The 19,259-nt window shown below is 60.9% G+C and carries 20 protein-coding genes; 12 read left to right on the plus strand and 8 right to left on the minus strand.

Features of this window, described 5'->3' with window-relative positions:
- Positions 1–21: 21 nt before the first annotated feature.
- Together ACR0EK_RS17290 and ACR0EK_RS17295 are read right to left on the minus strand one after the other, a co-directional pair.
- Positions 22–1,761, minus strand: a complete 1,740-nt coding sequence (locus tag ACR0EK_RS17290; RefSeq protein ID WP_267363502.1) for a heparinase II/III family protein — start codon at positions 1,759–1,761, stop codon at positions 22–24.
- Between the two features lie 89 nt (positions 1,762–1,850).
- A complete protein-coding gene (locus ACR0EK_RS17295; RefSeq protein WP_480900769.1) occupies positions 1,851–3,110 on the minus strand; it encodes an RsmB/NOP family class I SAM-dependent RNA methyltransferase in 1,260 nt (419 codons plus the stop codon).
- Between the two features lie 88 nt (positions 3,111–3,198).
- Between ACR0EK_RS17295 and ACR0EK_RS17300 the strand changes: the two genes are divergently transcribed.
- Complete coding sequence (locus ACR0EK_RS17300) at positions 3,199–3,381, plus strand: DUF1674 domain-containing protein (RefSeq protein WP_209505084.1); 183 nt, start codon at positions 3,199–3,201, stop codon at positions 3,379–3,381.
- Positions 3,382–3,385: 4 nt separating this feature from the next.
- On the opposite strand, the gene ACR0EK_RS17305 is transcribed toward ACR0EK_RS17300, so the two are convergent.
- Positions 3,386–4,240: a LysR family transcriptional regulator gene (locus ACR0EK_RS17305; protein ID WP_480622587.1), complete on the minus strand. Its 855-nt coding sequence runs from the start codon at positions 4,238–4,240 to the stop codon at positions 3,386–3,388.
- 99 nt (positions 4,241–4,339) lie between these two features.
- Here ACR0EK_RS17305 and tmpA point away from each other — a divergent pair, with 99 nt between their 5' ends.
- From tmpA to ACR0EK_RS17320, 3 genes are read left to right on the plus strand one after another with little or no spacing between them, the layout of a single operon-like run.
- Positions 4,340–5,476 (plus strand): 2-trimethylaminoethylphosphonate dioxygenase, encoded by a 1,137-nt coding sequence (tmpA, locus tag ACR0EK_RS17310; protein ID WP_480774268.1) that lies wholly within the window; start codon positions 4,340–4,342, stop codon positions 5,474–5,476.
- Complete coding sequence (gene tmpB / locus ACR0EK_RS17315) at positions 5,473–6,063, plus strand: (R)-1-hydroxy-2-trimethylaminoethylphosphonate oxygenase (RefSeq protein WP_480560513.1); 591 nt, start codon at positions 5,473–5,475, stop codon at positions 6,061–6,063. The genes tmpA and tmpB overlap by 4 nt, the downstream gene beginning before the upstream one ends.
- On the plus strand, positions 6,060–6,728 hold the full coding sequence (locus ACR0EK_RS17320; RefSeq protein WP_267363508.1) for an ureidoglycolate lyase: 669 nt from the start codon (positions 6,060–6,062) through the stop codon (positions 6,726–6,728). Before tmpB ends, ACR0EK_RS17320 begins: the two co-directional genes overlap by 4 nt.
- On the opposite strand, the gene ACR0EK_RS17325 is transcribed toward ACR0EK_RS17320, so the two are convergent.
- The gene (locus ACR0EK_RS17325; protein ID WP_480482835.1) at positions 6,715–7,398 is read right to left on the minus strand and encodes a DUF2306 domain-containing protein; all 684 of its coding nucleotides are present in this window, start codon (positions 7,396–7,398) and stop codon (positions 6,715–6,717) included. The two genes, ACR0EK_RS17320 and ACR0EK_RS17325, sit on opposite strands and share 14 nt — an antisense overlap.
- 39 nt (positions 7,399–7,437) lie before the next feature.
- Positions 7,438–8,247, minus strand: a complete 810-nt coding sequence (gene dapB / locus ACR0EK_RS17330) for a 4-hydroxy-tetrahydrodipicolinate reductase (protein ID WP_480554405.1) — start codon at positions 8,245–8,247, stop codon at positions 7,438–7,440.
- Between the two features lie 92 nt (positions 8,248–8,339).
- Between dapB and rbfA the strand changes: the two genes are divergently transcribed.
- Genes rbfA through truB form a run of 3 tightly spaced genes read left to right on the plus strand, consistent with a single transcriptional unit; the run spans position 8,340 to position 10,435 of the window.
- Positions 8,340–8,735, plus strand: coding sequence for a 30S ribosome-binding factor RbfA (gene rbfA, locus ACR0EK_RS17335; protein ID WP_209505090.1), 396 nt, complete (start codon positions 8,340–8,342; stop codon positions 8,733–8,735).
- A complete protein-coding gene (locus tag ACR0EK_RS17340; RefSeq protein WP_480482831.1) occupies positions 8,732–9,475 on the plus strand; it encodes a phosphodiester glycosidase family protein in 744 nt (247 codons plus the stop codon). The genes rbfA and ACR0EK_RS17340 overlap by 4 nt, the downstream gene beginning before the upstream one ends.
- Positions 9,476–9,529: 54 nt before the next feature.
- Positions 9,530–10,435 (plus strand): tRNA pseudouridine(55) synthase TruB, encoded by a 906-nt coding sequence (gene truB / locus ACR0EK_RS17345; protein WP_480482903.1) that lies wholly within the window; start codon positions 9,530–9,532, stop codon positions 10,433–10,435.
- Between the two features lies 1 nt (position 10,436).
- On the opposite strand, the gene ACR0EK_RS17350 is transcribed toward truB, so the two are convergent.
- Positions 10,437–10,583, minus strand: coding sequence for a hypothetical protein (locus ACR0EK_RS17350; RefSeq protein ID WP_480482829.1), 147 nt, complete (start codon positions 10,581–10,583; stop codon positions 10,437–10,439).
- A 96-nt stretch (positions 10,584–10,679) separates the two neighbouring features.
- Here ACR0EK_RS17350 and ACR0EK_RS17355 point away from each other — a divergent pair, with 96 nt between their 5' ends.
- From ACR0EK_RS17355 to rpsO, 3 genes are all read left to right on the plus strand, one after another.
- Positions 10,680–11,183, plus strand: a complete 504-nt coding sequence (locus ACR0EK_RS17355; RefSeq protein WP_480482826.1) for a DUF1643 domain-containing protein — start codon at positions 10,680–10,682, stop codon at positions 11,181–11,183.
- Between the two features lie 95 nt (positions 11,184–11,278).
- On the plus strand, positions 11,279–12,313 hold the full coding sequence (locus ACR0EK_RS17360) for a calcium-binding protein (protein ID WP_480967977.1): 1,035 nt from the start codon (positions 11,279–11,281) through the stop codon (positions 12,311–12,313).
- A gap of 144 nt (positions 12,314–12,457) precedes the next feature.
- A complete protein-coding gene (gene rpsO, locus ACR0EK_RS17365) occupies positions 12,458–12,727 on the plus strand; it encodes a 30S ribosomal protein S15 (protein ID WP_170329634.1) in 270 nt (89 codons plus the stop codon).
- Between the two features lie 88 nt (positions 12,728–12,815).
- Here the strand turns inward: rpsO and ACR0EK_RS17370 are convergent, their stop codons facing one another.
- Both ACR0EK_RS17370 and ACR0EK_RS17375 read right to left on the minus strand, forming a co-directional pair.
- On the minus strand, positions 12,816–13,715 hold the full coding sequence (locus tag ACR0EK_RS17370) for a hypothetical protein (RefSeq protein ID WP_480967978.1): 900 nt from the start codon (positions 13,713–13,715) through the stop codon (positions 12,816–12,818).
- Between the two features lie 163 nt (positions 13,716–13,878).
- Complete coding sequence (locus ACR0EK_RS17375) at positions 13,879–15,591, minus strand: adenylate/guanylate cyclase domain-containing protein (protein ID WP_480967979.1); 1,713 nt, start codon at positions 15,589–15,591, stop codon at positions 13,879–13,881.
- A gap of 330 nt (positions 15,592–15,921) precedes the next feature.
- Between ACR0EK_RS17375 and pnp the strand changes: the two genes are divergently transcribed.
- Both pnp and ACR0EK_RS17385 read left to right on the plus strand, forming a co-directional pair.
- Positions 15,922–18,072, plus strand: coding sequence for a polyribonucleotide nucleotidyltransferase (pnp, locus tag ACR0EK_RS17380; RefSeq protein ID WP_480482820.1), 2,151 nt, complete (start codon positions 15,922–15,924; stop codon positions 18,070–18,072).
- A 176-nt stretch (positions 18,073–18,248) separates the two neighbouring features.
- Positions 18,249–19,253, plus strand: a complete 1,005-nt coding sequence (locus ACR0EK_RS17385) for a Hint domain-containing protein (protein ID WP_480967980.1) — start codon at positions 18,249–18,251, stop codon at positions 19,251–19,253.
- The last annotated feature ends 6 nt before the right edge of the window (positions 19,254–19,259 follow it).

A 19,259-nucleotide genomic window follows, 5' to 3' on the forward strand; every position in this document is an offset into this window, starting at 1 on the left:
GGTCCAAAGGTCCTTTTGGCGTCAGTCAAACTTGGGCTCGTCCCGGTGCGTATCGCGCACGGCATAGGCTGTATCCTGCGCCTTGCTCAGCGTCCACCGGATGCGCGTCGCATACTCCATTGCGCGGCCAGATAGAACGATCTGTTTTGTCGCGCGTGGCTTTAAACGGCCTTTTTCAAGGTAAACACTTGGTTCGACAGATAATTTTCCCACGCCGTCATGGCGGAAAACCCAGATCTCGCCGCTTTTGAGCGCCATCGACACTGCCGCCCCGCCCAGATCCAGCGCGGCATCAACGTCAGGATGCAGATGAAAACGGATGTCATAGCCAATGCCTTTGAGGCCCGAGGCGTCCATCGCCCTGTCGAACTGACGCTTGGCCTTGTCGGTTGCGGTCAGCAGAATATCCTCGACCGTCAGCTCACGCCCGTCAAAACGCAATTCGAATGTGCGCGCGTGGGTCAGCCCGAAGACTTTTACATATCCGTCATGCCCGGCCATGAAACGGATGCCTTCGAACGCATCTTCAAAATCGACCGGAACGTCCCGCGGCGCGTCGACCAGCGCCTGACTTTCGCGGCCCGGCAACGGGTTGGCCAATCGCGCGCTCGAGAACCCGTCCAGACACAGGGTTGAGTGAGAAGGCGTCGCACGCCCGGCGCGGCGCCAATCCAGCCCAAAACTGGCCCCCGATCCACAATTCACGATCAAAGGGCGCCGCCCCGAGGTCAGCTCGAACGCCAGCGTGGATGCGTGCGCGTTGAATGAGGCCGCTCCGGAGGGCGGCGCGCTGGCATCCACGATCACCGTGGTGCGCGCTGCGGACAGACGGGCATAGCCCATTGGCAGTTCGGTCGCCGCCTTGTGCTTGACGCCACTTTGCGCAAGCGCCTGTTCCAACCGCCCTTCGACCCCGCGCCCGCCACCGTGAAACCGCGCCAGCGCGCCATCCGCATGGCGCAGACTGCGCAAGGTCGGTGCGATCCGCTTGATCGCCTTGGCCTGCGCAACGGGTGTGCCGCGTCCAAGGTCGCTGAGCGCCGCCGACGTCCAGCTGAGCAGCATGAACACTTCAAGCAGCTCTTCCGGGTTGCGTGTTGGAATACCGCCCTGTGCGTCCACCTGCCGGTCACACTCGCCAGCCAAAGCCCGCAGGGCCGGATCGGCCATCTGCTCCAACCCCTCCAGCGCCAATCCGGCTTGCACAAGACCGGCCAGCGCCTCGAAACGCGGCAACCCGGGTGTCGCGGCCTGCCAGCGTTTGGACAGGAACCATGTTTGCTGCGCCAAAGACCGAAAGAACAGCTTGCTTTGCTTTTCATCTGCCCCGCGCAGCAGAAAGAGTGCATGGTTGATCCAGCGCATCACTCGCCGCCCGGTCAGGTCAGGCACCCAGCCGGGGCCCTGCCCGCGGCCATGCGCCTCGATCCAGCCCCAGACCCAGCGCTGCGCTTTTTCCCGTGCACGCATATCACCGACGGCGGCCAGATCATCCAGCCATGCAAAACCATGGCGTTCCTCGTCAAAGCCGGCGCTGGGGGCAATGACATCCCACAACGCTGTATCGTCTGCCTCGACCAAATAGCCGGCGAACAAGAGATTCCCCGCAACCAGCTGCCGCCCGCGCGCAAACGAACCAACGGTGCGCGGCTGGGGCTGCGCAACAAACCCCGTAGCTGCCTTTTGCCGTTGGCTGAGACGCGCGTAGAAACGGTTTTGAAACCGCATCCACCGACTGGCCATGGTGTCCGAATTTGACATGCGCGTGTTACTCTGCCCCTTGCGCTCTGCTGGCGCTTGAGACCCAACGATAGACCGCGCCGATCGTCAAGTCATCGAAAAGCGTGCACTCAGGCGGATTTGTTCAGGCAGGCGATATAGAACCCGTCCATACCCCCTCGATCGGGCCAGTAGTCGGGCCGCAGACGCAGGCCGCCTTCCTCGGTGATCCAATTGTCTTCGATGCCGGAGAGCTTCAGTGCCTCGCGATCAACACGCATGTCCGGATACATGCCCAGCGCGTCTTCGATCTGAACCTCGCCCTCATCCGGCAAAAGCGAACAGGTGCAATAGACCAGCCGCCCGCCAGGTTTCAGCAGCGTCCATGCGTGGGCCAGCATCTGCGCCTGCAATTCGATCAATCCGCCAAATTCCGAGCCATCCTTGGCAAAGGGCAAGTCAGGATGCCTGCGGATCGTACCCGTGGCCGAGCAGGGCGCGTCCAGCAAAATCGCGTCGTACTGACCCTGATGGTCCAGCGCGTCACCCACGATGACTTCTGCCGTCAATCCGGTTCGCGCTAGGTTTTCGCGCACGCGTTCTGTGCGCGCCGCGGATACATCCAGCGCCGTCACATCCGCGCCCGCCGCAGCCAGTTGCATGGTTTTACCGCCCGGTGCCGCGCAAAGGTCCAACACCTTTTCGCCCGCCTTCGGTGCCAGAACACGCACCGGCAGCGCGGCTGCCGCGTCCTGCACCCACCACTCCCCAGCCTTGTATCCCGGCAAGGCCGAGACCTGACCCGCTTCCAGAATACGCACAGACCCGGTGGGAAGTTTTTCGCCCGAAGGGCTTTCCGCCCCCGGCTTCAGTGTAAGGTCCAGTGGTGCGCCCGCGAAATGCGCCTGTTCCATTCCGGCCACCGCTTCGGCACCCCACGCCGCGAGCAGCGGGTCTCGCAACCACTCCGGCAGGCGCGGGACACGCATTTTCGGCCATGCTTCGGGACCCTCGGACGCGACCTTGCGCAAAACGGCATTCACCAGCCCTTTCAGACGCCCGTGCTTGCGCGAGCGGCTGATGATTTCAACCATGGAGTTCACCACCCCATGCGCAGCTTCCCCGTTGCACAGCTCGACCGCGCCCAGCCGCAGCGCGTTGTGTACGGTCAGGGCGGGTGTTCGGTTCAGGTGATTGTCCAGCAGACGGTCGGCGCGCTCCAGCCCGCGCAGGGTTTCCGACGCCAGCCGCTGGGCACGCGCGCGATCCTCTGGCCCCAACCGATCCAAAGCGCCCGCAGCGAGGCATTCAGACAACAGGCGGCCTTCGCCCAGAACCTGATCCAACAGATAGATTGCGCTGCGCCGTGCTGCTGTCGCGCTGTTTGTCATAGTACCGCCTTCATGTGACCTGTGCCCGCATTGCCATTGGCGGACGCGGGCGTATATCAAGGCTATGCACGGAAAGGAACCCGATGTCATGAGTGACGACCGCAAAGACCTGCCCCCCGCCGCCCAACGCGCGCTGGCCGAAGCGGAAGAACGCCGCCAAAAAGCCCAGGCCGAAGCCAGGGAAATGCCCAAGGAACTGGGCGGGCGCGATGGGCTGGACCCCGCCCGTTACGGTGATTGGGAAAAGAAAGGCATCGCCATCGATTTCTAGGCCCTCAGCCGCGCAGCGCCTTCAGAAAATCATCGATCAGGGCGCGCTGTTTTCTGGACTGCGCCCGATCTTCGGGCCATGTCAGCCAATATCCGTCCTTGGTCTGCAGCTCTGGCAGCTCTAACCTGCGCAACCGGCCATCCTTTAGATCACCGGACGCCAGCGGAACCGAGCCCAGCACAATCCCCATTCCGCGCCTTGCCGCCGAAACGGCGTGTTCCATCGAATCGAAACTGACATGTGATGGCGCGACGTCCCCGTGCCCGTATTTCCGGTTCCACTCGCGCCAGCCCGGACGCTCGCCGCGCAGATCGATCAGGGGGGCACCCCATTCAACGCCCGGCGCGGCCATCGGCACCAGCACCTCATGCGCGATCAATGCCGCGTCGCGCCCGGCCCACACGCCGCGACCATAGCGGATTTGCAGCCAGGTGCGTTCCTCATCCAGCGACGACCGGCGCGCAACCGAGTCGGTCATCACCCGCACCTCGGGGCGCAGATTTCGGAACACAGGCAGGGCTGGTACAACAAGGGCGTGGATGTTTGATGACAACCCGGCGACCCTGAGTTCGCGTGGCGATTTTCCAAACAGATCCTCAGTGTTGCGTTCCAACGCCAGCAGGCTGTCCTGCACCAACGGCAGATAGCTTTCACCTTCGACCGTCAGCGACACGCCGCGCGCCTCGCGCACAAACAGGGACCGGCCCAGCCACGCCTCAAGATTGCCGATCCTTTGGCTGACGGCGGCCTGCGTCAACCCGAACTCTTTCGCAGCCGCCGAGAACCCGCCAAGCCGCCCAGCGGCTTCGAACACGCGCAACCAATCCAGCGGCGGTAATCCGGTCTTATTCTTAGCCATTAGTTTTTCCAAGCCTCAGCCGAAATAAGGATTAATTGTCGTAATGCCACGAACGGCGTATCTGCTCAACCAAAGCTCGCGCCGAACAGGAGACCCCCAATGCTGCGCACCGCCACCCACGACACCTCGATTGTTACAGTCGCGTTTGACACCGGGGCCAAGGCCCGTTTCCACGCCATCTGGCTGCGCGACAACGCGCTGGACGCTGATACCCGAGCGCCGGGCAACGGTCAGCGCCTGATCACCATCGGCGATATTCCTGCCGACATCTCGGTCAGTTCAGCCGAGGTGGTCGCGGGCGACCTGCAAGTCACGTTCCAGCCTGAGGGCAAAACCGTCACCTTCCCGGCGGACTGGTTGGCCGAAAACAGCTACGACCGCGATCATGACATTGCGCTGGGTCGCATCGCCCCCGGCATCACGACCTGGGAAAGTGGCATCGCCGCGCCCAGCGGCGATTGGAACGAGGTCCATGCCAGCCCGGCGGCCAAGCGCAATTGGCTGGCCGCTGTGGCCGAGTTCGGCTTTGCCAAGCTGACCGGCGGCCCGACCGAGCCTGAATCATTGCTGAAGGTCGCTGACCTGTTCGGCTATGTCCGCGAAACCAATTATGGCCCCTATTTCGAGGTGCGGACCGAGGTGAACCCGACCAACCTTGCCTATACCGGGCTTGGCCTTCAGGCGCATACCGACAACCCCTATCGCGACCCGGTGCCGACCTTGCAAATCCTCTATTGTCTGGAAAACTCGGCTGAAGGTGGAGAGTCCATCGTTGTTGACGGCTTCCGCGCCATCGAAAAACTGCGTGACGCAAACCCCGAAGGCTTTGCCCTGCTGGCTGGATATCCGGCGCGGTTCGAGTACAAGGGCTCGGACGGGGTCTGCCTGCGGTCGCGCCGCCCGATGATCGAGTTGTCGCCGGATGGCGAGTTGATCGGCATCCGCTTCAACAACCGCTCTTCCGCCCCCTTTGTGGATGTGCCGTTTGACAAGATGGAGGCTTATTACGCCGCCTATCGCCAACTGGGAGATATCATCGACGATCCGGCGATGGGCGTGTCGTTCAAACTGGAACCGGGGGAAAGCTTTATCGTCGACAACACCCGCGTCCTGCACGCGCGGCTTGGCTATTCCGGGGCCGGATCGCGCTGGTTGCAGGGATGTTACGCCGACAAGGACGGGTTGCTGTCCACACTGGCGGCGATGGAGATGGCGCAACCGGAGGCGGCGGAATGAAACCTGATTTCTCGACCCTGAACCGGGACAATATCGTCGCCTTCATCGGCGACATCTTTGCGCGCCGCGGCGGTGAAGAATATCTGGGCGAGCCTGTCACCATGGCCCAGCACATGCTGCAAGGTGCAACCATTGCCGAGCAGAACGGGTTGCCCGAGGAAATTATCGTGGGCGCCTTGCTGCACGACATCGGCCATTTCACATCCGAGTTCGGCACCTACCACCCCGACGACACCGAAGACCGTCATCATGAGGACGCGGGCGCCGAGGTGCTGGAGCAGTTCTTCCCCTCGGTCATCACCGATTGCTGCCGCTATCACGTGGCAGCCAAGCGGTATCTTTGTGCCACCAAACCCGAGTATTTCAATCGCCTGTCCGCGGCGTCGGTTCACACGTTGGAACTGCAAGGTGGTCCGATGAGCGCCGAAGAAGTTGCCGCGTTCGAAGCCAACCCGAACCTGAAAGAGATCATTCAGGTCCGCTATCTGGATGAGGCCGGCAAACGCGCGGATATGGAAACCCCGGACTTTGCACATTTTGCGCCGATGGTGCAGCGTATGGTCGACAAGCACATGGAGGCCGCATGAACGCCCCGGAATACATCTTTGAAGCCAGCACCAAACCCTCGCTGCCCTGGCACGAGGTTCCCCTGATCCGCGCGACGGACGCCTCGGTCAAAGGCTATGGGTGTCTGGTCGATGATCCCGAAGGGTTCGAGATCGAGATCACCCGCTGGCCACAACAGGGGTGGCGGCCGATCGATGAAGGCACCGGCGACGAAGGCGGCTGGGTCGAAGGCACCTTTCGCGGTGAGTGGAAGGGCGACGTGCTTTATGGCGAGAACGAAGCGGTCAATGGCCACTATGTCCTCGGCTGGTCCACCGATCCGCAGCAGGCACAGACAAGCCGCCAAACAGCGCCCCGCGATCAGGTGCTGCTGTGGCACATGAACTACCACCCGGATGGCGGGCAGATGTTCTGGCCGCTCGACAACAAGCCCTTCATCATTCCTGCCGCGTTGCCCGGCGACAACCTGACACCAGAAAAGGTGGTGGCGTTCTGGTGCGACGGTTCGCGCGGGCTGTATATCCATCCCGGTATCTGGCACGAGGGGATATTCCCGGTTGAAGACAACCAGCGGTTCCTCGATCGGCAGGGTGCGGTGCACGCCCGCGTCAGCGCTGATATCGGTCAGGAATTTGGCGTCTACCTCGCCTGCCCGCTGCGCGCCGACAAGATCAGGGATTTGTGATCAGAGCCCCCCGATGAGCAGATCGGCAACGCGCGATCCAAATCTGCGTAGCCAGCAGGTATGGTACGAAGAACGCGAAGTTCTGAACCTGATCGAAAGGGCCCGAGAAATCAGGCTCTGACCCCAACCCGCCGGTCAACAGATACCAAACCGTATAATGCACACGGTAGAGCCACGACCCCAGCGCCAGCCAGAACAGACGCAGACCCCATGCCCAATGGCCAGCACGATCCGCGAATATAGCCATGCGCGCCACCATCAGAGCTGCAGTGAACAGGCAGAGCCCATACAAGAAAAACGCTGCAGACATCATCGGTCCACCGATCGTTCCCCGCAGGGGGATATAGGTCATTCCTGCCAGTCCGGTGATCAAAGCCGACGCAATCAGAGCCACACCCAAGCCGCGGTGAAACCGATTGTATTTCAGCCGAAGCCCTTTCAGCAGCTGCAGCGGCACAAGAGCCACCAACACCGTTCCGGCAAGGATATGCAACATCATCGCCGCATTAGCGACACTCTGGTCATAGGCAAACAAGTAGCTTTTCTGTGCCGCGCTCTCAGACAGCCCGACGCCGATCATGTCAAACCCCTGCGCGACGAAGGGCAGCAGGGTCAGATAGAACAGGACCAGCACCAATCCGGTCATCACACGTGATGTCAGGTTCCCCATACGCCCGAGTGTAACGCCGTCGAGCGGCCCGTCTATGGCTTACAGCCCAAGCACATCCACCATGTCATATTGACCGGGGGATTTGCCCTGCCCCCACAGCGCCGCTTTCAACGCGCCGCGGGCAAAGATGGCGCGGTCGGTGGCCAGATGGCGCAGGACGATGCGTTCTCCAGGGGCGGCGAACAGGACATCATGTTCCCCCACGATGTCGCCGCCGCGAATAGCGTGAAAACCGATATCTCCACGCTTGCGCGCACCGGTGATGCCGTCCCGACCCCGGTCGGACACGTCCGACAACTCAACGCCACGCCCTTCGGCTGCGGCCTCTCCCAGCATCAAGGCGGTGCCCGAAGGTGCATCTACCTTGTGATGGTGGTGACCTTCGATGATCTCGATATCGAAATCCTCATCCAGCGCAGCTGCGACCTTTTTGGTCAATTGCACCAGAAGGTTGACGCCAAGGCTCATGTTTCCGGCTCGTACGATCACCGCATGGCGCGACGCGGGTTCCAGTGCTGCGATCTGTTCGTCGGACATGCCGGTGGTGCCGATCACATGCACACAGCGCGCCTGCGCGGCCAGCGCGGCGAAGTCCAGTGTCGCCTCGGGCGCGGTGAAGTCGATCACTGCCTGCGCCTGCGCAAAGGCTTCCAGCGGATCGTCGGTGACGGTGACGCCCAGTGCCTGCCCGCCCATGACCGTGCCCACATCCTGACCGATCCAGTCATGGTCCTTGCGCTCGACCACGCCGACCAGACGCGCCTGATCGCTGTCCGTCACGGTCTTGATCAGCATCTGCCCCATACGGCCCGAAGCCCCTGTGATGACGATCCCCGGAATATGGGTCATTGCGCTGGTCCTTTTCGTTAAGTCGGCTCAAAGCCTCCTACCCGGTTCGCGCCCGCTTGGCAAAGCCCCGCTTTGCGCTTAGATCGGGGATTATGGCAAAGAACAAATTCCATGATGGCCCCGGCCCGTCCCAACGGCAGCTGCGTGTCGGCGAACTGATCCGCCGCACCCTGTCCGAAGTTCTGGCGCGCGGAGATGTCCACGACCCCGACCTGAATCGCATGTCGATCACCGTGGGTGAGGTGCGTACCTCGCCCGATCTGAAGATCGCCACCGCCTATGTGCTGCCCCTTGGCGGCAGAGGGCAGGAGGACGTGATCGAACTTCTGGCCCGCAACAAGGGTGAGCTGCGGCGCATGGTCGGCAAGAAAGTCGGCCTGAAATTCGCGCCCGATCTGCGCTTTCGGCTGGATGACACGTTCGACCGTCTGGACGACACCCGCCGCATGTTCGAACAGGACGCGGTGCGCCGCGATCTGGACGAGTGATCCGCACGTTTGTCACATTGGCGACGCTTCTTTGGGCCGCGCAGGCAGGCGCGGTCACTTGTGAAAAGCTGACCCATGAGGACAAACGTTATACGGTTTGCAACGTCGATGCCGCCAATGAAGATCTGCGGCTGTTTCTGAACGGTGAAGACGGTCAGGTATTGGGGCATTTTTCGGCGGTCAACGAAGTGCTGGCCCCGGAAGGCGAACGGCTGACCTTTGCGATGAACGCGGGCATGTACCACGACGACCGTTCACCCGTTGGCCATTATGTCGAGGACGGCCAGGAGCAGATGCGTGTGATCACCAACCCCGGCCCCGGCAACTTCGGTTTGCTGCCCAATGGCGTGTTCTGCATCCGCGAAGGCCGGGCAGATGTGTTTGAAACGCTTGAATACGTGGATCAGGCGCCCACCTGCCGCTTTGCCACCCAATCCGGTCCCATGCTGGTGATCGACGGAGAACTGCACCCGCGCTTCCTGCCTGATTCGACCTCGCTTTATGTTCGAAATGGGGTCGGCACCAGTTCCGATGGTACACGGGCGGTGTTTGCGATCTCGGAAGATTATGTCACCTTCCACGAGTTCGGACGTTTGTTCCGCGATGTGCTTGGCACGCCAAACGCGCTGTTTTTCGACGGCAATATCTCGCGGATGTATGAGCGTGCCAGCAACCGCTCGGATTTGGGATTCTCGCTGGGGCCGATTGTCGGTGTGGTCGAAGAAACGCCCGCAAATTGACAGCGGCAGAGTGATCCGCTAACTCGCGCGCCTCAGCAAGATTCAAGGTGCATGATGGGACGCAAACGCAAGGGCCGCGACATTTCCGGTTGGCTGGTGGTGGACAAGCCTGCGGGCATGACCTCGACCGCCGTGGTCAACAAGGTGCGTTGGGCGATGGATGCCAAAAAGGCGGGCCATGCGGGCACGCTGGATCCCGAGGCGACCGGCGTTCTGGCAATTGCCTTGGGCGAGGCGACCAAGACCGTTCCCTATATCACCGATGCCTTAAAAGCCTATACCTTTACCGTGCGACTGGGGCAGGCCACCAACACGGACGATGCCGAGGGCGAAGTGATCGCGCAAAGCGATGCGCGCCCCTCGGATGACGATATCAAACAGGCGCTGACCCCGTTTCTGGGCGATATCATGCAGGTGCCGCCCAAATTCTCGGCGGTGAAGATCGACGGCCAACGCGCCTATAAACTGGCCCGTGATGGGGAGGATGTGGAGCTGAACGCTCGCCCCCTCTGGGTCGAGGAACTGATCCTTGTCGACCGCCCCGACGAAGATCACGTGGTGCTGGAGATGACCTGCGGCAAAGGCGGCTATGTGCGGTCTATCGCCCGCGATCTGGGCGAGGCGCTGGGGTGCCACGGCCACGTCAAGGAACTGCGCCGCATCTGGTCCGGCCCGTTCGAGGCCGAGGACGGGTTAAGCATCGAGCAGATCGACGAGATGGCGAAAACAACCGCGCTGGACGAATATCTGCACCCACTGGAAACCGGCCTGTCCGACCTGCCCGAGCTGAAATGCACCGCCGAGGGGGCAACCCGTCTGCGCAATGGCAATCCGGGCATGGTACTGGCTTCGGACGTGGAATATGGCGACGAGGCCTGGGCATCGTTCGACGGCAAGGCCGTGGCCGTGGGCATCTATAAATCCGGTGAATTGCACCCCAGCCGGGTGTTCGTCGACTAATCTATTTGCGCTTACCTTTAGTTTCGTCTTGAGCAAGCACAGAAGCTGCCAAAGACTTTATCTCTTTTTGCGTTGGCTTCTTTTTGCCCGAAAGCACTTTGGAAGCCAAAGTTGAAGTTTTGTTGCCCGATTGCTTTTTCGCTGGCATGTCGATCTCCTATGGAATCACAAAATCAAAGATGGCACAAAACAAGAACAAAATCTACATATTGCGGACTCACAATGAGACTTGGATATACCTAGCATGATCACCCGTTCCCATACCAAGGGCGACGCGCCCTCGACCGCCATATATTCCGATTGCGAGAAATACCGCTATAGCCTGACCCGCATCTGGGACCCGGCAGGGCGCAAGGCGCTGTTTGTGATGCTGAACCCCTCAACCGCGACCGAGGTGCAGAACGATCCGACAGTGGAACGCTGTGAACGGCGCGCACGCGCGCTTGGGTTCGGGGCGTTTCAGGTCACGAACATCTTTGCGTGGCGCGACACCGACCCGCGCAAGATGCGGGCTGCCGCCGATCCGGTCGGGCCCGAGAATGACGCGGCCATTCTGGACGGCGTGCAATGGGCCGATCAGGTCATCGCGGCCTGGGGCACGCATGGCGCGCATCTGGAGCGCGGCCCTGCGGTGGAAACCCTGTTGCGCGGCACCGGCCAATCGCTGTTCCATCTGGGCCTGACCAAGGACGGTCACCCCAAACATCCGCTTTATATCGCCTATACTCAGCAGCCAGAACTCTGGTGACAAAGGATTAACCATTTCAAAGGTTTACCTTTGACCCGGTGACGGCCGACATGGGATATTCCACCCTCGGAACATCATGCTTTCGGAGGGGTTCCATGTTTCTGGCCGGATTGCTTGGACTGGCCGCCATTGGCGGCGCTGCTTACGCGATGAGCGATTTTCTGATCGAAGAGGACGACACGCCGGATGAAAACCCGGAAGGTGAACCTTCGGCCGAGGTTGGTACCGGTGAATTTCTGGTCATCGGCGAGGGTGTCGAAGACCCGGAAAACGCTAACACCGAACCCTCGCCGGACAGTAGCGAGGCGCCCTTCACCGGAACTGTGATCTCGGAATTTGAAGGCGACCTCGTGATTGCTGGCGGCGATGGTTCGGACGTGATTACCGGGCAGGACGGTGTCGATCAGATCAACGGCTATGGCGGGGACGACACGATAAACGGTGCCAAGGGCAACGACGTTCTGCATGGGGGCGACGGCGCGGATGAGATATCGGGCGGGCAGGGAAATGACATCCTGCACGGTGAGGCGGATGACGACCTCTTGTTCGGAGATGACGGGGATGACGCCCTTTACGGTCACTTTGGTGACGACACACTGGATGGCGGTGCGGGTGAGGACGAACTGTTTGGCGGTCAGGGCGACGACAGGCTGGACGGCGGCGCAGGGGATGATGCGTTGCAGGGCGGGTTCGGGGATGATGTTCTGAACGGGGGCGAAGGTGAGGATACCGTCTTTGGCGGGGATGGAGACGACTTTGTTTTCGGGATCGAAGAGGGGGCCGCCGAAAGGGATTTCCTGAACGGCGGTGCGGGTGACGATACCATTCTGGCAGGCGGCAAAGACGTGGTAACGGGCGGAGACGGGGCCGATGATATCGTGTTGAACCCAGGCGACGATCAGGTGACCGTGATGGGGTTTCAACCCGGCGAAGACAAGCTGCTGGTGACGTGGGAGGATGAGACCGACCCGGCAATCGAGGTTGAGGTCGACGCCGAAAACGCCAACCTGACAAGGGTTTTCATAGATGGCCAAGAAGTTGCGCAGGTATATGGTGCCGAAGGGATGACAGCGGCCGACATTCAGCTGATCACCGAAGCCCAGTTGGCGCAATACGGGCAGATGGTCTGAGCCCGCAGAAACCCTTTGCCATTTGGGTCAATTGCGCTTATACGCGCCCATCCGCATCGGAATCGGTGCGGTTTTCTCCATGGGCCTGTGCTGGACGACATCCCGGCCTGCGCCATCAACTCTAACCTTTTAAAGGAGACCCCGATGTCGATCACTGCCGCTGAAAAAGCACGCGTCATGCAAGAATTCGCAACCAAAGAAGGCGACACCGGTTCGCCTGAAGTACAGGTTGCTATCCTGACCTCGCGCATCAACACCCTGACCGAGCACTTCAAGACCCACAAGAAAGACAACCACGGTCGTCGTGGTCTGCTGAAAATGGTTGCTCAGCGCCGTAAGCTGCTGGACTACCTGAAGGGCAAGGAAGAGGCGCGTTACCAGGACCTGATCAAAAAGCTGGGCATCCGCCGCTAAACGTATTTGTTACGTTTTGTACCGGTTCTGAACCCCGGTCTGTAAGATTTGTACGCCCGCCCAAATGGCGGGCGTCTTTGATTTCGGGTCAGATCGCCTGCCACTTTTTGTAGGTATCGACCGCCAAGGCGGTGTCGATCACGAACATCGCAACTGCGGTTACCATCGCCAGCATCGACACCCAGAACGACCCGCTTGCCGAGGCGACGGCCAGAGTCATGCCGCCGACGCAGGTGGCAATCGCGGCGGCTTTTTCCAGGCCGCTCATGTCGGTCAGAACGATGCCCGCAAGTTTGGTGAACCCGACAGACGCCTTGGCGACGCCCAGCATGGCCTTCATCATGGCCAGATCGCTGCCCGCCGTTCCGGCCTTGGCGATTGCACCGGCGTGGCGGCTGATCGGTCCGCTGCATTTGACGGCAATCCCGGCCCCGGCCCGCGTGACCGTCTTGGTTCCGAGCGCCTGATAAACCCCCAGTGCCGCCATGGCCATCGTGATGATATCGGCAAAGGCCTTGGCGGCGGCCCCGATAAAGGTGTTCAGCGCGGCCTTCTTGCGCTTTTTCCTGCTGGTGCCCAGCGGTGCCCCCAAAAGCGGCGTGTCCCCCTGCATCAGGATCAGGCTGTCCGCGGTTTCCTGCACCGAAAATGGCGCGGCATCGACGGGAACCGTGGCGGCTTCGGCCTCGGGTATCGGGTCGGGGGACAGGAACCGTGCCTTGATCTGCGCCTGCTGGTCGGCCGGTAGCGCCCGGATATCGGCCCCTTCGTCTGAGGCATAAAGCTCTTCCCATGCGCTTTCCATGATCGCGGCCACGTCCGCCGCACTTGGTTCGGCGGCGGGGGTTGTCATCAGCGGCATCTTCGGGCCTGCATCAAGGTCGATGTCCTCGACCGCGTCCTCGGGGAGCTTGTCGAGCATTTCGATGAATGACTCGTCGAACACATCAGGGTTAAATGAAATGCCAGAGGCGGAATGGAGCTTCATGGGTAAACCTACTTTCATTAACTTTGACACAATAAGCCTGCACAATAGACGAGTTTTGAATTCTCTCTGTGGTGAACATCACACTTGAACATCCGGAGGCCGCCAGCCGGCGCGCGCGCGGAGTTTCGTGACAGCAGCTGAACGCGTATCTGTAGATCAGCCGTTATTCGGGAAGACCGGCCTTTTTCCACCCTTCGCGCCAGCATTCCGCACAGGCCGGAACGGTAAAGACCGGCAGTCTGGTCTGATCCGAGGACGCGGTGATATCAGGGCGCAGCGCTTGTAGGTCGCTTATCGCCGCCTGCGCCGCTGCGGCATCGGACATCTGGCCCAAGGCGGCAATAAGCATCAGGTGGCTCATGACAAATCCGGACCGAACGGCCAGAGCGTCACGCGCGGCGGCGGCGGCCTCGTCATACCGGCGCAGGTGAAAAAGCGCACTTGCCCGGGCGATATGCGCCGCATGGCGCATCGGGTCTTTCGGGCTGAGTTCAATGGCATGTGTTGCGTGTTCCAATGCCTCGTCCGACCGGTTCAACATGCACAGGTTGATGGAGGCGAGCATGTGAACACTTGCAGCATTGGGGTTTTCGGCCAGAGCCTGTTTGAACGCCGCCCGCGCGCGCGGCAGGTCGCGGGCCAGCATCGAGATTGAATGCGCTGCATAAGCCATGGCAATGCCGTCGGCGCGGTCGCTCATGAGAACGCGTTCTGCCGCGCTGATGGCGGCCCTGGGCCCTTCGCCGATGGGGTCGAGCCCCTGCACAAGGCGCTGAATATGCAGCCAGGCCAGCAGCCCTGCGGCTGCGGCGTAATCCGGGTCGCGGTCCAGCGCCAGCGTCGTCAGCCGGATGGCTTCGCGATTGGCGTCATCTGTCAGCAGATGAAAATGCGACTGCGCCTGAAGATAGAGTTCATAGGCTTCGAGGTTTTCGGTCGGCTTGGCGCGGGACCGGTTCGTTTCAGCGTGGCGCAGCGAAGGCTCGATCGCGGAGACGACCTCTTGCGTGACCTTGTCCTGAAGCTCGAAGATATCGTCCAGCACCCCGTCAAAGCGATCGGCCCACAGGTGGCTGCCATTTTCCGCATCGATCAACTGACCGGTGATCCGGACACGCTGTCCCGCGCGGCGGACGGACCCTTCCAGCACATACCGAACCCCGAGCGTCAGGCCGACCTGGCGGATATCTGTCGTTTTTCCCTTGAAGATGAAGGACGAGTTGCGGGCCACGACCATCAGCCAGCGAAAGCGCGACAGTTCCGTGATGATGTCTTCGGTTATACCGTCGGCAAAGAACTCTTGCTCGGGGTCGCCGGACATGTTGTCGAAGGGCAGGACGGCGATCCCCGGGCGGGTGTCGGCGGGTGTTGCAAGATTGGAGGTTGAGCCCTTTGGCCAGCACCAGACACCAACGCGGCGCGTGATGTTCTTCAGCTCGGCCTGCCCGCCGCCGTCGAACAGGGCTGCATCGCCCCGGTCGAGACTGTGATGCGCCGTGTCCGAAATCAGGATCTGGTCGGGTTTGGCCAATGCTTCGAGCCGGGCAGCGACATTGATGCCATCACCGAAAATGTCTTCGCCTTCCGTGATGACCTCACCCGTGTGAATACCGATGCGCAGCCGCAGCCCTTCGGGCTTGTCGCAGGATTGCAGGGCAATCGCAAAATCCGACGCGTCGGACGTTGACTGGAATTCAGCGATCCAGCCATCCCCCATGCTTTTGATCAATGTGCCGTTGTGGGATTCCAGCAGGGCAGTGAGCGTGTCGTCACGGAACGATTTCAGCGCTGCAAGTGTACCCTGCCGGTCCTGATCCATAAGCGCTGAGTACCCGACAACGTCAGCCGCCAGCACTGTCGTAAGCCGTCTTTTCATTCGCACCCCCGATGAAAGTGAGGTTAGCGCAGTGATCCGGTTCTGTCAGGCCATTTCCCGGACGGGGGCAATGGCACGCAGCGCGCCATCATGCGGCCCCTGTGCCTTGCGACGCGCTGCGAGAGGTCAGGACCTGCCTCAGCCTGATCCGGCCAGCTTTTTCGGTTTCGCTTTCCTTCCAACGCATTCTCATGTATGCGCGCGGTATCTGAGACGTTGTGCCCTGACCCCGGCACTCGAACGGAAGATAAATGGGGTCGGCGGCAATGGGGCCGCCATGCAAAACCGGAGACCCGCAGGGGCGGGAGTGCTCCGTTCTAGGATACGCATATGTTTGATGTAACGAAGAAATCGATGCAGTGGGGCGAGGAGACGCTGACACTGGAAACCGGCAAGGTTGCCCGTCAGGCCGACGGCACCGTGATTGCCACGCTGGGCGAAACCAGCGTCATGGCCAACGTGACCTTTGCCAAGAGCCAAAAACCCGGTCAGGACTTTTTCCCGCTGACCGTACATTACCAAGAGAAATATTATGCCGCCGGTAAGGTTCCGGGTGGCTTCTTCAAGCGCGAGGCGCGCCCGACCGAGAAAGAGACGCTGACCGCGCGTCTGATCGACCGTCCGATCCGCCCGCTGTTCGTTGACGGTTTCAAAAACGAAGTTCTGGTGATGTGCACCGTGCTGAGCCACGATCTGGTCAATGATCCCGACATCGTTGCAATGATCGCCGCGTCGGCTGCGCTGACCATTTCCGGCGCGCCGTTCATGGGCCCGATCGCCGGTGCCCGCGTTGGATTCGTGGATGGCGAATACGTCCTGAACCCGACCGTGGATGACATGCAGGACCTGCGCCTGAACCCTGAACAGCGTCTGGATCTGGTTGTTGCCGGTACCAAAGACGCCGTGATGATGGTGGAATCGGAAGCCTATGAGCTGTCCGAGGCCGAAATGCTGGGTGCCGTGACCTTTGCGCATGAGCAGATCCAGCCGGTCATCGACCTGATCATTTCGCTGGCCGAAGACGCCGCGAAAGAGCCGTTCGAATTCGTCGCACCCGATTACTCGGAGCTTTATGCCGCCGTTTCGGCTGCCGGTGAAGAGCAGATGCGCGCCGCGTTCGCGATCACCGACAAGCAGGAGCGCACCGCCGCTGTTGCCGCTGCCCGTGAAGCGATCAAGGAAGCGCTGAGCGAGGAACAGCTGGAAGACGCCAATCTTGGCTCGGCGATGAAAAAGCTGGAAGCCGGTATTCTGCGCGGTGACGTCGTCAAGGGCGGCAAGCGCATCGACGGTCGTTCGACCACCGATGTGCGTGCCATCGAAGCCGAAACCTCGCTGCTGCCGCGCACACACGGCTCTGCCCTGTTCACCCGCGGTGAAACTCAGGCGCTGGCCGTGACCACGCTGGGCACCGGCGACGATGAGCAGTTCATCGACGCGCTGCACGGCAACTTCAAATCGAACTTCCTGCTGCATTACAACTTCCCCCCCTATTCGGTTGGTGAAGTGGGCCGTGTGGGTTCGCCCGGCCGTCGCGAAATCGGTCACGGTAAGCTGGCATGGCGCGCGCTGCAGGCGGTTCTGCCTGCGCCGACCGACTTCCCCTATACCATCCGCGTGGTGTCCGAGATCACTGAATCCAACGGCTCCAGCTCGATGGCGTCTGTCTGCGGCGGTTCGCTGTCGATGATGGATGCGGGTGTTCCGCTGAAAGCTCCGGTTGCCGGTGTGGCCATGGGTCTGATCCTGGAAGATGACGGGTCTTACGCAGTTCTGACCGACATTCTGGGTGACGAAGACCACCTGGGCGATATGGACTTCAAGGTTGCGGGTACTGCAAACGGCATCACCTCGCTTCAGATGGACATCAAGGTCGCGGGCATCACGCCTCAGATCATGGAAACCGCCCTGGCACAGGCCAAGGACGGCCGGATGCACATCCTGGGCGAGATGGGCAAAGCCCTGTCCGAGACCAACGAGTTCTCGGTCCACGCGCCGCGCATCGAGACCATGAACATCCCGACCGACAAGATCCGTGAAGTGATCGGTTCGGGCGGCAAAGTCATCCGCGAGATCGTCGAGGTTTCGGGTGCCAAGGTCGACATCAACGACGATGGCGTCATCAAGATCGCATCGCCCGATGGGGAATCGATCAAGAAGGCCTATGACATGATCTGGTCGATCGTGGCCGAGCCGGAAGAAGGTCAGGTCTATACCGGCAAGGTGGTCAAGATCGTCGATTTCGGTGCCTTTGTGAACTTCTTTGGCAAGCGCGACGGTCTGGTCCACGTGTCCCAGATCGAAAACCGCCGCCTGAACCATCCGTCGGATGTTCTGAAGGAAGGTCAGGAAGTGAAGGTCAAGCTGCTGGGCTTTGACGATCGCGGCAAGGTTCGCCTGTCGATGAAAGTGGTCGATCAGGAAACCGGCGAAGAGATCGTTCCCGAGAAGAAAGAAAAGAAAGAGGAAAGCGCAGAGTAATCTGCCCACCCTCTGATTGAATGCGAAAAGCCCCGGTTTCGACCGGGGCTTTTTTTGTCCGTGCGGTCAAGAACACCGGGTGTCCCGTGGCTTGGTAAATCAATTGTTAACACTTCATGCGTGTATTTACTCAACCATAAGGATGATCTTGTTGCATTCAGGGATGCTTTTCGACCGTGGCCTCGATAACCGTTTTCGAAATCAGCGCAGACCCCTATAGCAATAGAAGCGTCGATATTACTGCCGCTTATTCCGTTGATATCACCGACAATGACGCCCTGTTGCAGGATCCTGACCCTGACAGCGCGCAGCTTGATCTGTCGGCCCTGCCCGGTTTTTCCGGGACAAGCCAAAATTTCAGCACCTTTGAAAGCTATTCGGGGACGGTGAACGGGGCGCCTGTCACCTTCATTCTGGTACAGTTCTCGAACCCGCGCTACATCATCGTTACCTCGGGTCAGGCGCAGCTGAACGATACGATCACGGGGACCAGCTTTGGCGGGACGGCAGCGCCAAGCACCTATCAGACTTTGCCGTCTTTCGTGTGTTTTACCACCGGGTCCCTGATCCGGACGCCCACCGGGCTGCGCCGGGTCGAAACCCTGAACCCCGGCGACCCGGTTCTTACAGCCAAGGGCGATATCCGCCCGGTGCGCTGGATCGGCAGGCGTCGCTTGTCAGCGCAGGAGTTGCAACAGGACACTCATCTTTGCCCTGTCCGGATCATGGCGGGGAGTTTCGGGCCGAACAGCCCAAGCCGTGATCTGGTCGTCTCGCCACAGCACAGGATCGCCGTCACCTCGGCGATGATGGAACTGATGCATTGCGAGACCGCGATGCTGGCCCCGGCCAAGGGGTTGATCAACGGGCGGACAATCGTTCAGGAGCTGCCCGCGCAAGGGGTCGAGTATGTCCATATCCTCTTTGACCGGCATGAACTGGTAAACGTCGAAGGCATCTGGTCCGAATCCTTCTATCCCGGTGACACGACACTGGGCGCGATGGCACCTGCCACACGGCGCGAGCTGTTCACCCTGTTCCCGGATCTGGCCTGCGGTGCCGATGGCTATGGATCAACCGCGTTGCCGGTGCTGAAACCCTTCGAGGTTCGGGTGCTGAGGGCGGATCTGACGTTGCCCTGCTGGACGCCCGTCCTGAACGCACCTGCGCGCGCCGCCTGACAGGGG

Source organism: Ruegeria sp. AE4 (assembly GCF_056542185.1).

What these genes read in the sequence shown, in the direction of transcription:
- ACR0EK_RS17320 (WP_267363508.1), top strand. Translation starts at nt 6,060, where the DNA reads ATGAACGCCCCGGAATACATCTTTGAAGCCAGCACCAAACCCTCGCTG.
- tmpA (WP_480774268.1), top strand. Translation starts at nt 4,340, where the DNA reads ATGCTGCGCACCGCCACCCACGACACCTCGATTGTTACAGTCGCGTTT.
- rbfA (WP_209505090.1), top strand. Translation starts at nt 8,340, where the DNA reads ATGGCAAAGAACAAATTCCATGATGGCCCCGGCCCGTCCCAACGGCAG.
- ACR0EK_RS17375 (WP_480967979.1), bottom strand. Translation starts at nt 15,591, where the DNA reads ATGAAAAGACGGCTTACGACAGTGCTGGCGGCTGACGTTGTCGGGTAC.
- ACR0EK_RS17370 (WP_480967978.1), bottom strand. Translation starts at nt 13,715, where the DNA reads ATGAAGCTCCATTCCGCCTCTGGCATTTCATTTAACCCTGATGTGTTC.
- ACR0EK_RS17290 (WP_267363502.1), bottom strand. Translation starts at nt 1,761, where the DNA reads ATGTCAAATTCGGACACCATGGCCAGTCGGTGGATGCGGTTTCAAAAC.
- pnp (WP_480482820.1), top strand. Translation starts at nt 15,922, where the DNA reads ATGTTTGATGTAACGAAGAAATCGATGCAGTGGGGCGAGGAGACGCTG.
- ACR0EK_RS17360 (WP_480967977.1), top strand. Translation starts at nt 11,279, where the DNA reads ATGTTTCTGGCCGGATTGCTTGGACTGGCCGCCATTGGCGGCGCTGCT.
- ACR0EK_RS17300 (WP_209505084.1), top strand. Translation starts at nt 3,199, where the DNA reads ATGAGTGACGACCGCAAAGACCTGCCCCCCGCCGCCCAACGCGCGCTG.
- rpsO (WP_170329634.1), top strand. Translation starts at nt 12,458, where the DNA reads ATGTCGATCACTGCCGCTGAAAAAGCACGCGTCATGCAAGAATTCGCA.
- dapB (WP_480554405.1), bottom strand. Translation starts at nt 8,247, where the DNA reads ATGACCCATATTCCGGGGATCGTCATCACAGGGGCTTCGGGCCGTATG.
- ACR0EK_RS17355 (WP_480482826.1), top strand. Translation starts at nt 10,680, where the DNA reads ATGATCACCCGTTCCCATACCAAGGGCGACGCGCCCTCGACCGCCATA.
- tmpB (WP_480560513.1), top strand. Translation starts at nt 5,473, where the DNA reads ATGAAACCTGATTTCTCGACCCTGAACCGGGACAATATCGTCGCCTTC.
- ACR0EK_RS17325 (WP_480482835.1), bottom strand. Translation starts at nt 7,398, where the DNA reads ATGGGGAACCTGACATCACGTGTGATGACCGGATTGGTGCTGGTCCTG.
- ACR0EK_RS17305 (WP_480622587.1), bottom strand. Translation starts at nt 4,240, where the DNA reads ATGGCTAAGAATAAGACCGGATTACCGCCGCTGGATTGGTTGCGCGTG.
- ACR0EK_RS17295 (WP_480900769.1), bottom strand. Translation starts at nt 3,110, where the DNA reads ATGACAAACAGCGCGACAGCAGCACGGCGCAGCGCAATCTATCTGTTG.
- ACR0EK_RS17350 (WP_480482829.1), bottom strand. Translation starts at nt 10,583, where the DNA reads ATGCCAGCGAAAAAGCAATCGGGCAACAAAACTTCAACTTTGGCTTCC.
- truB (WP_480482903.1), top strand. Translation starts at nt 9,530, where the DNA reads ATGGGACGCAAACGCAAGGGCCGCGACATTTCCGGTTGGCTGGTGGTG.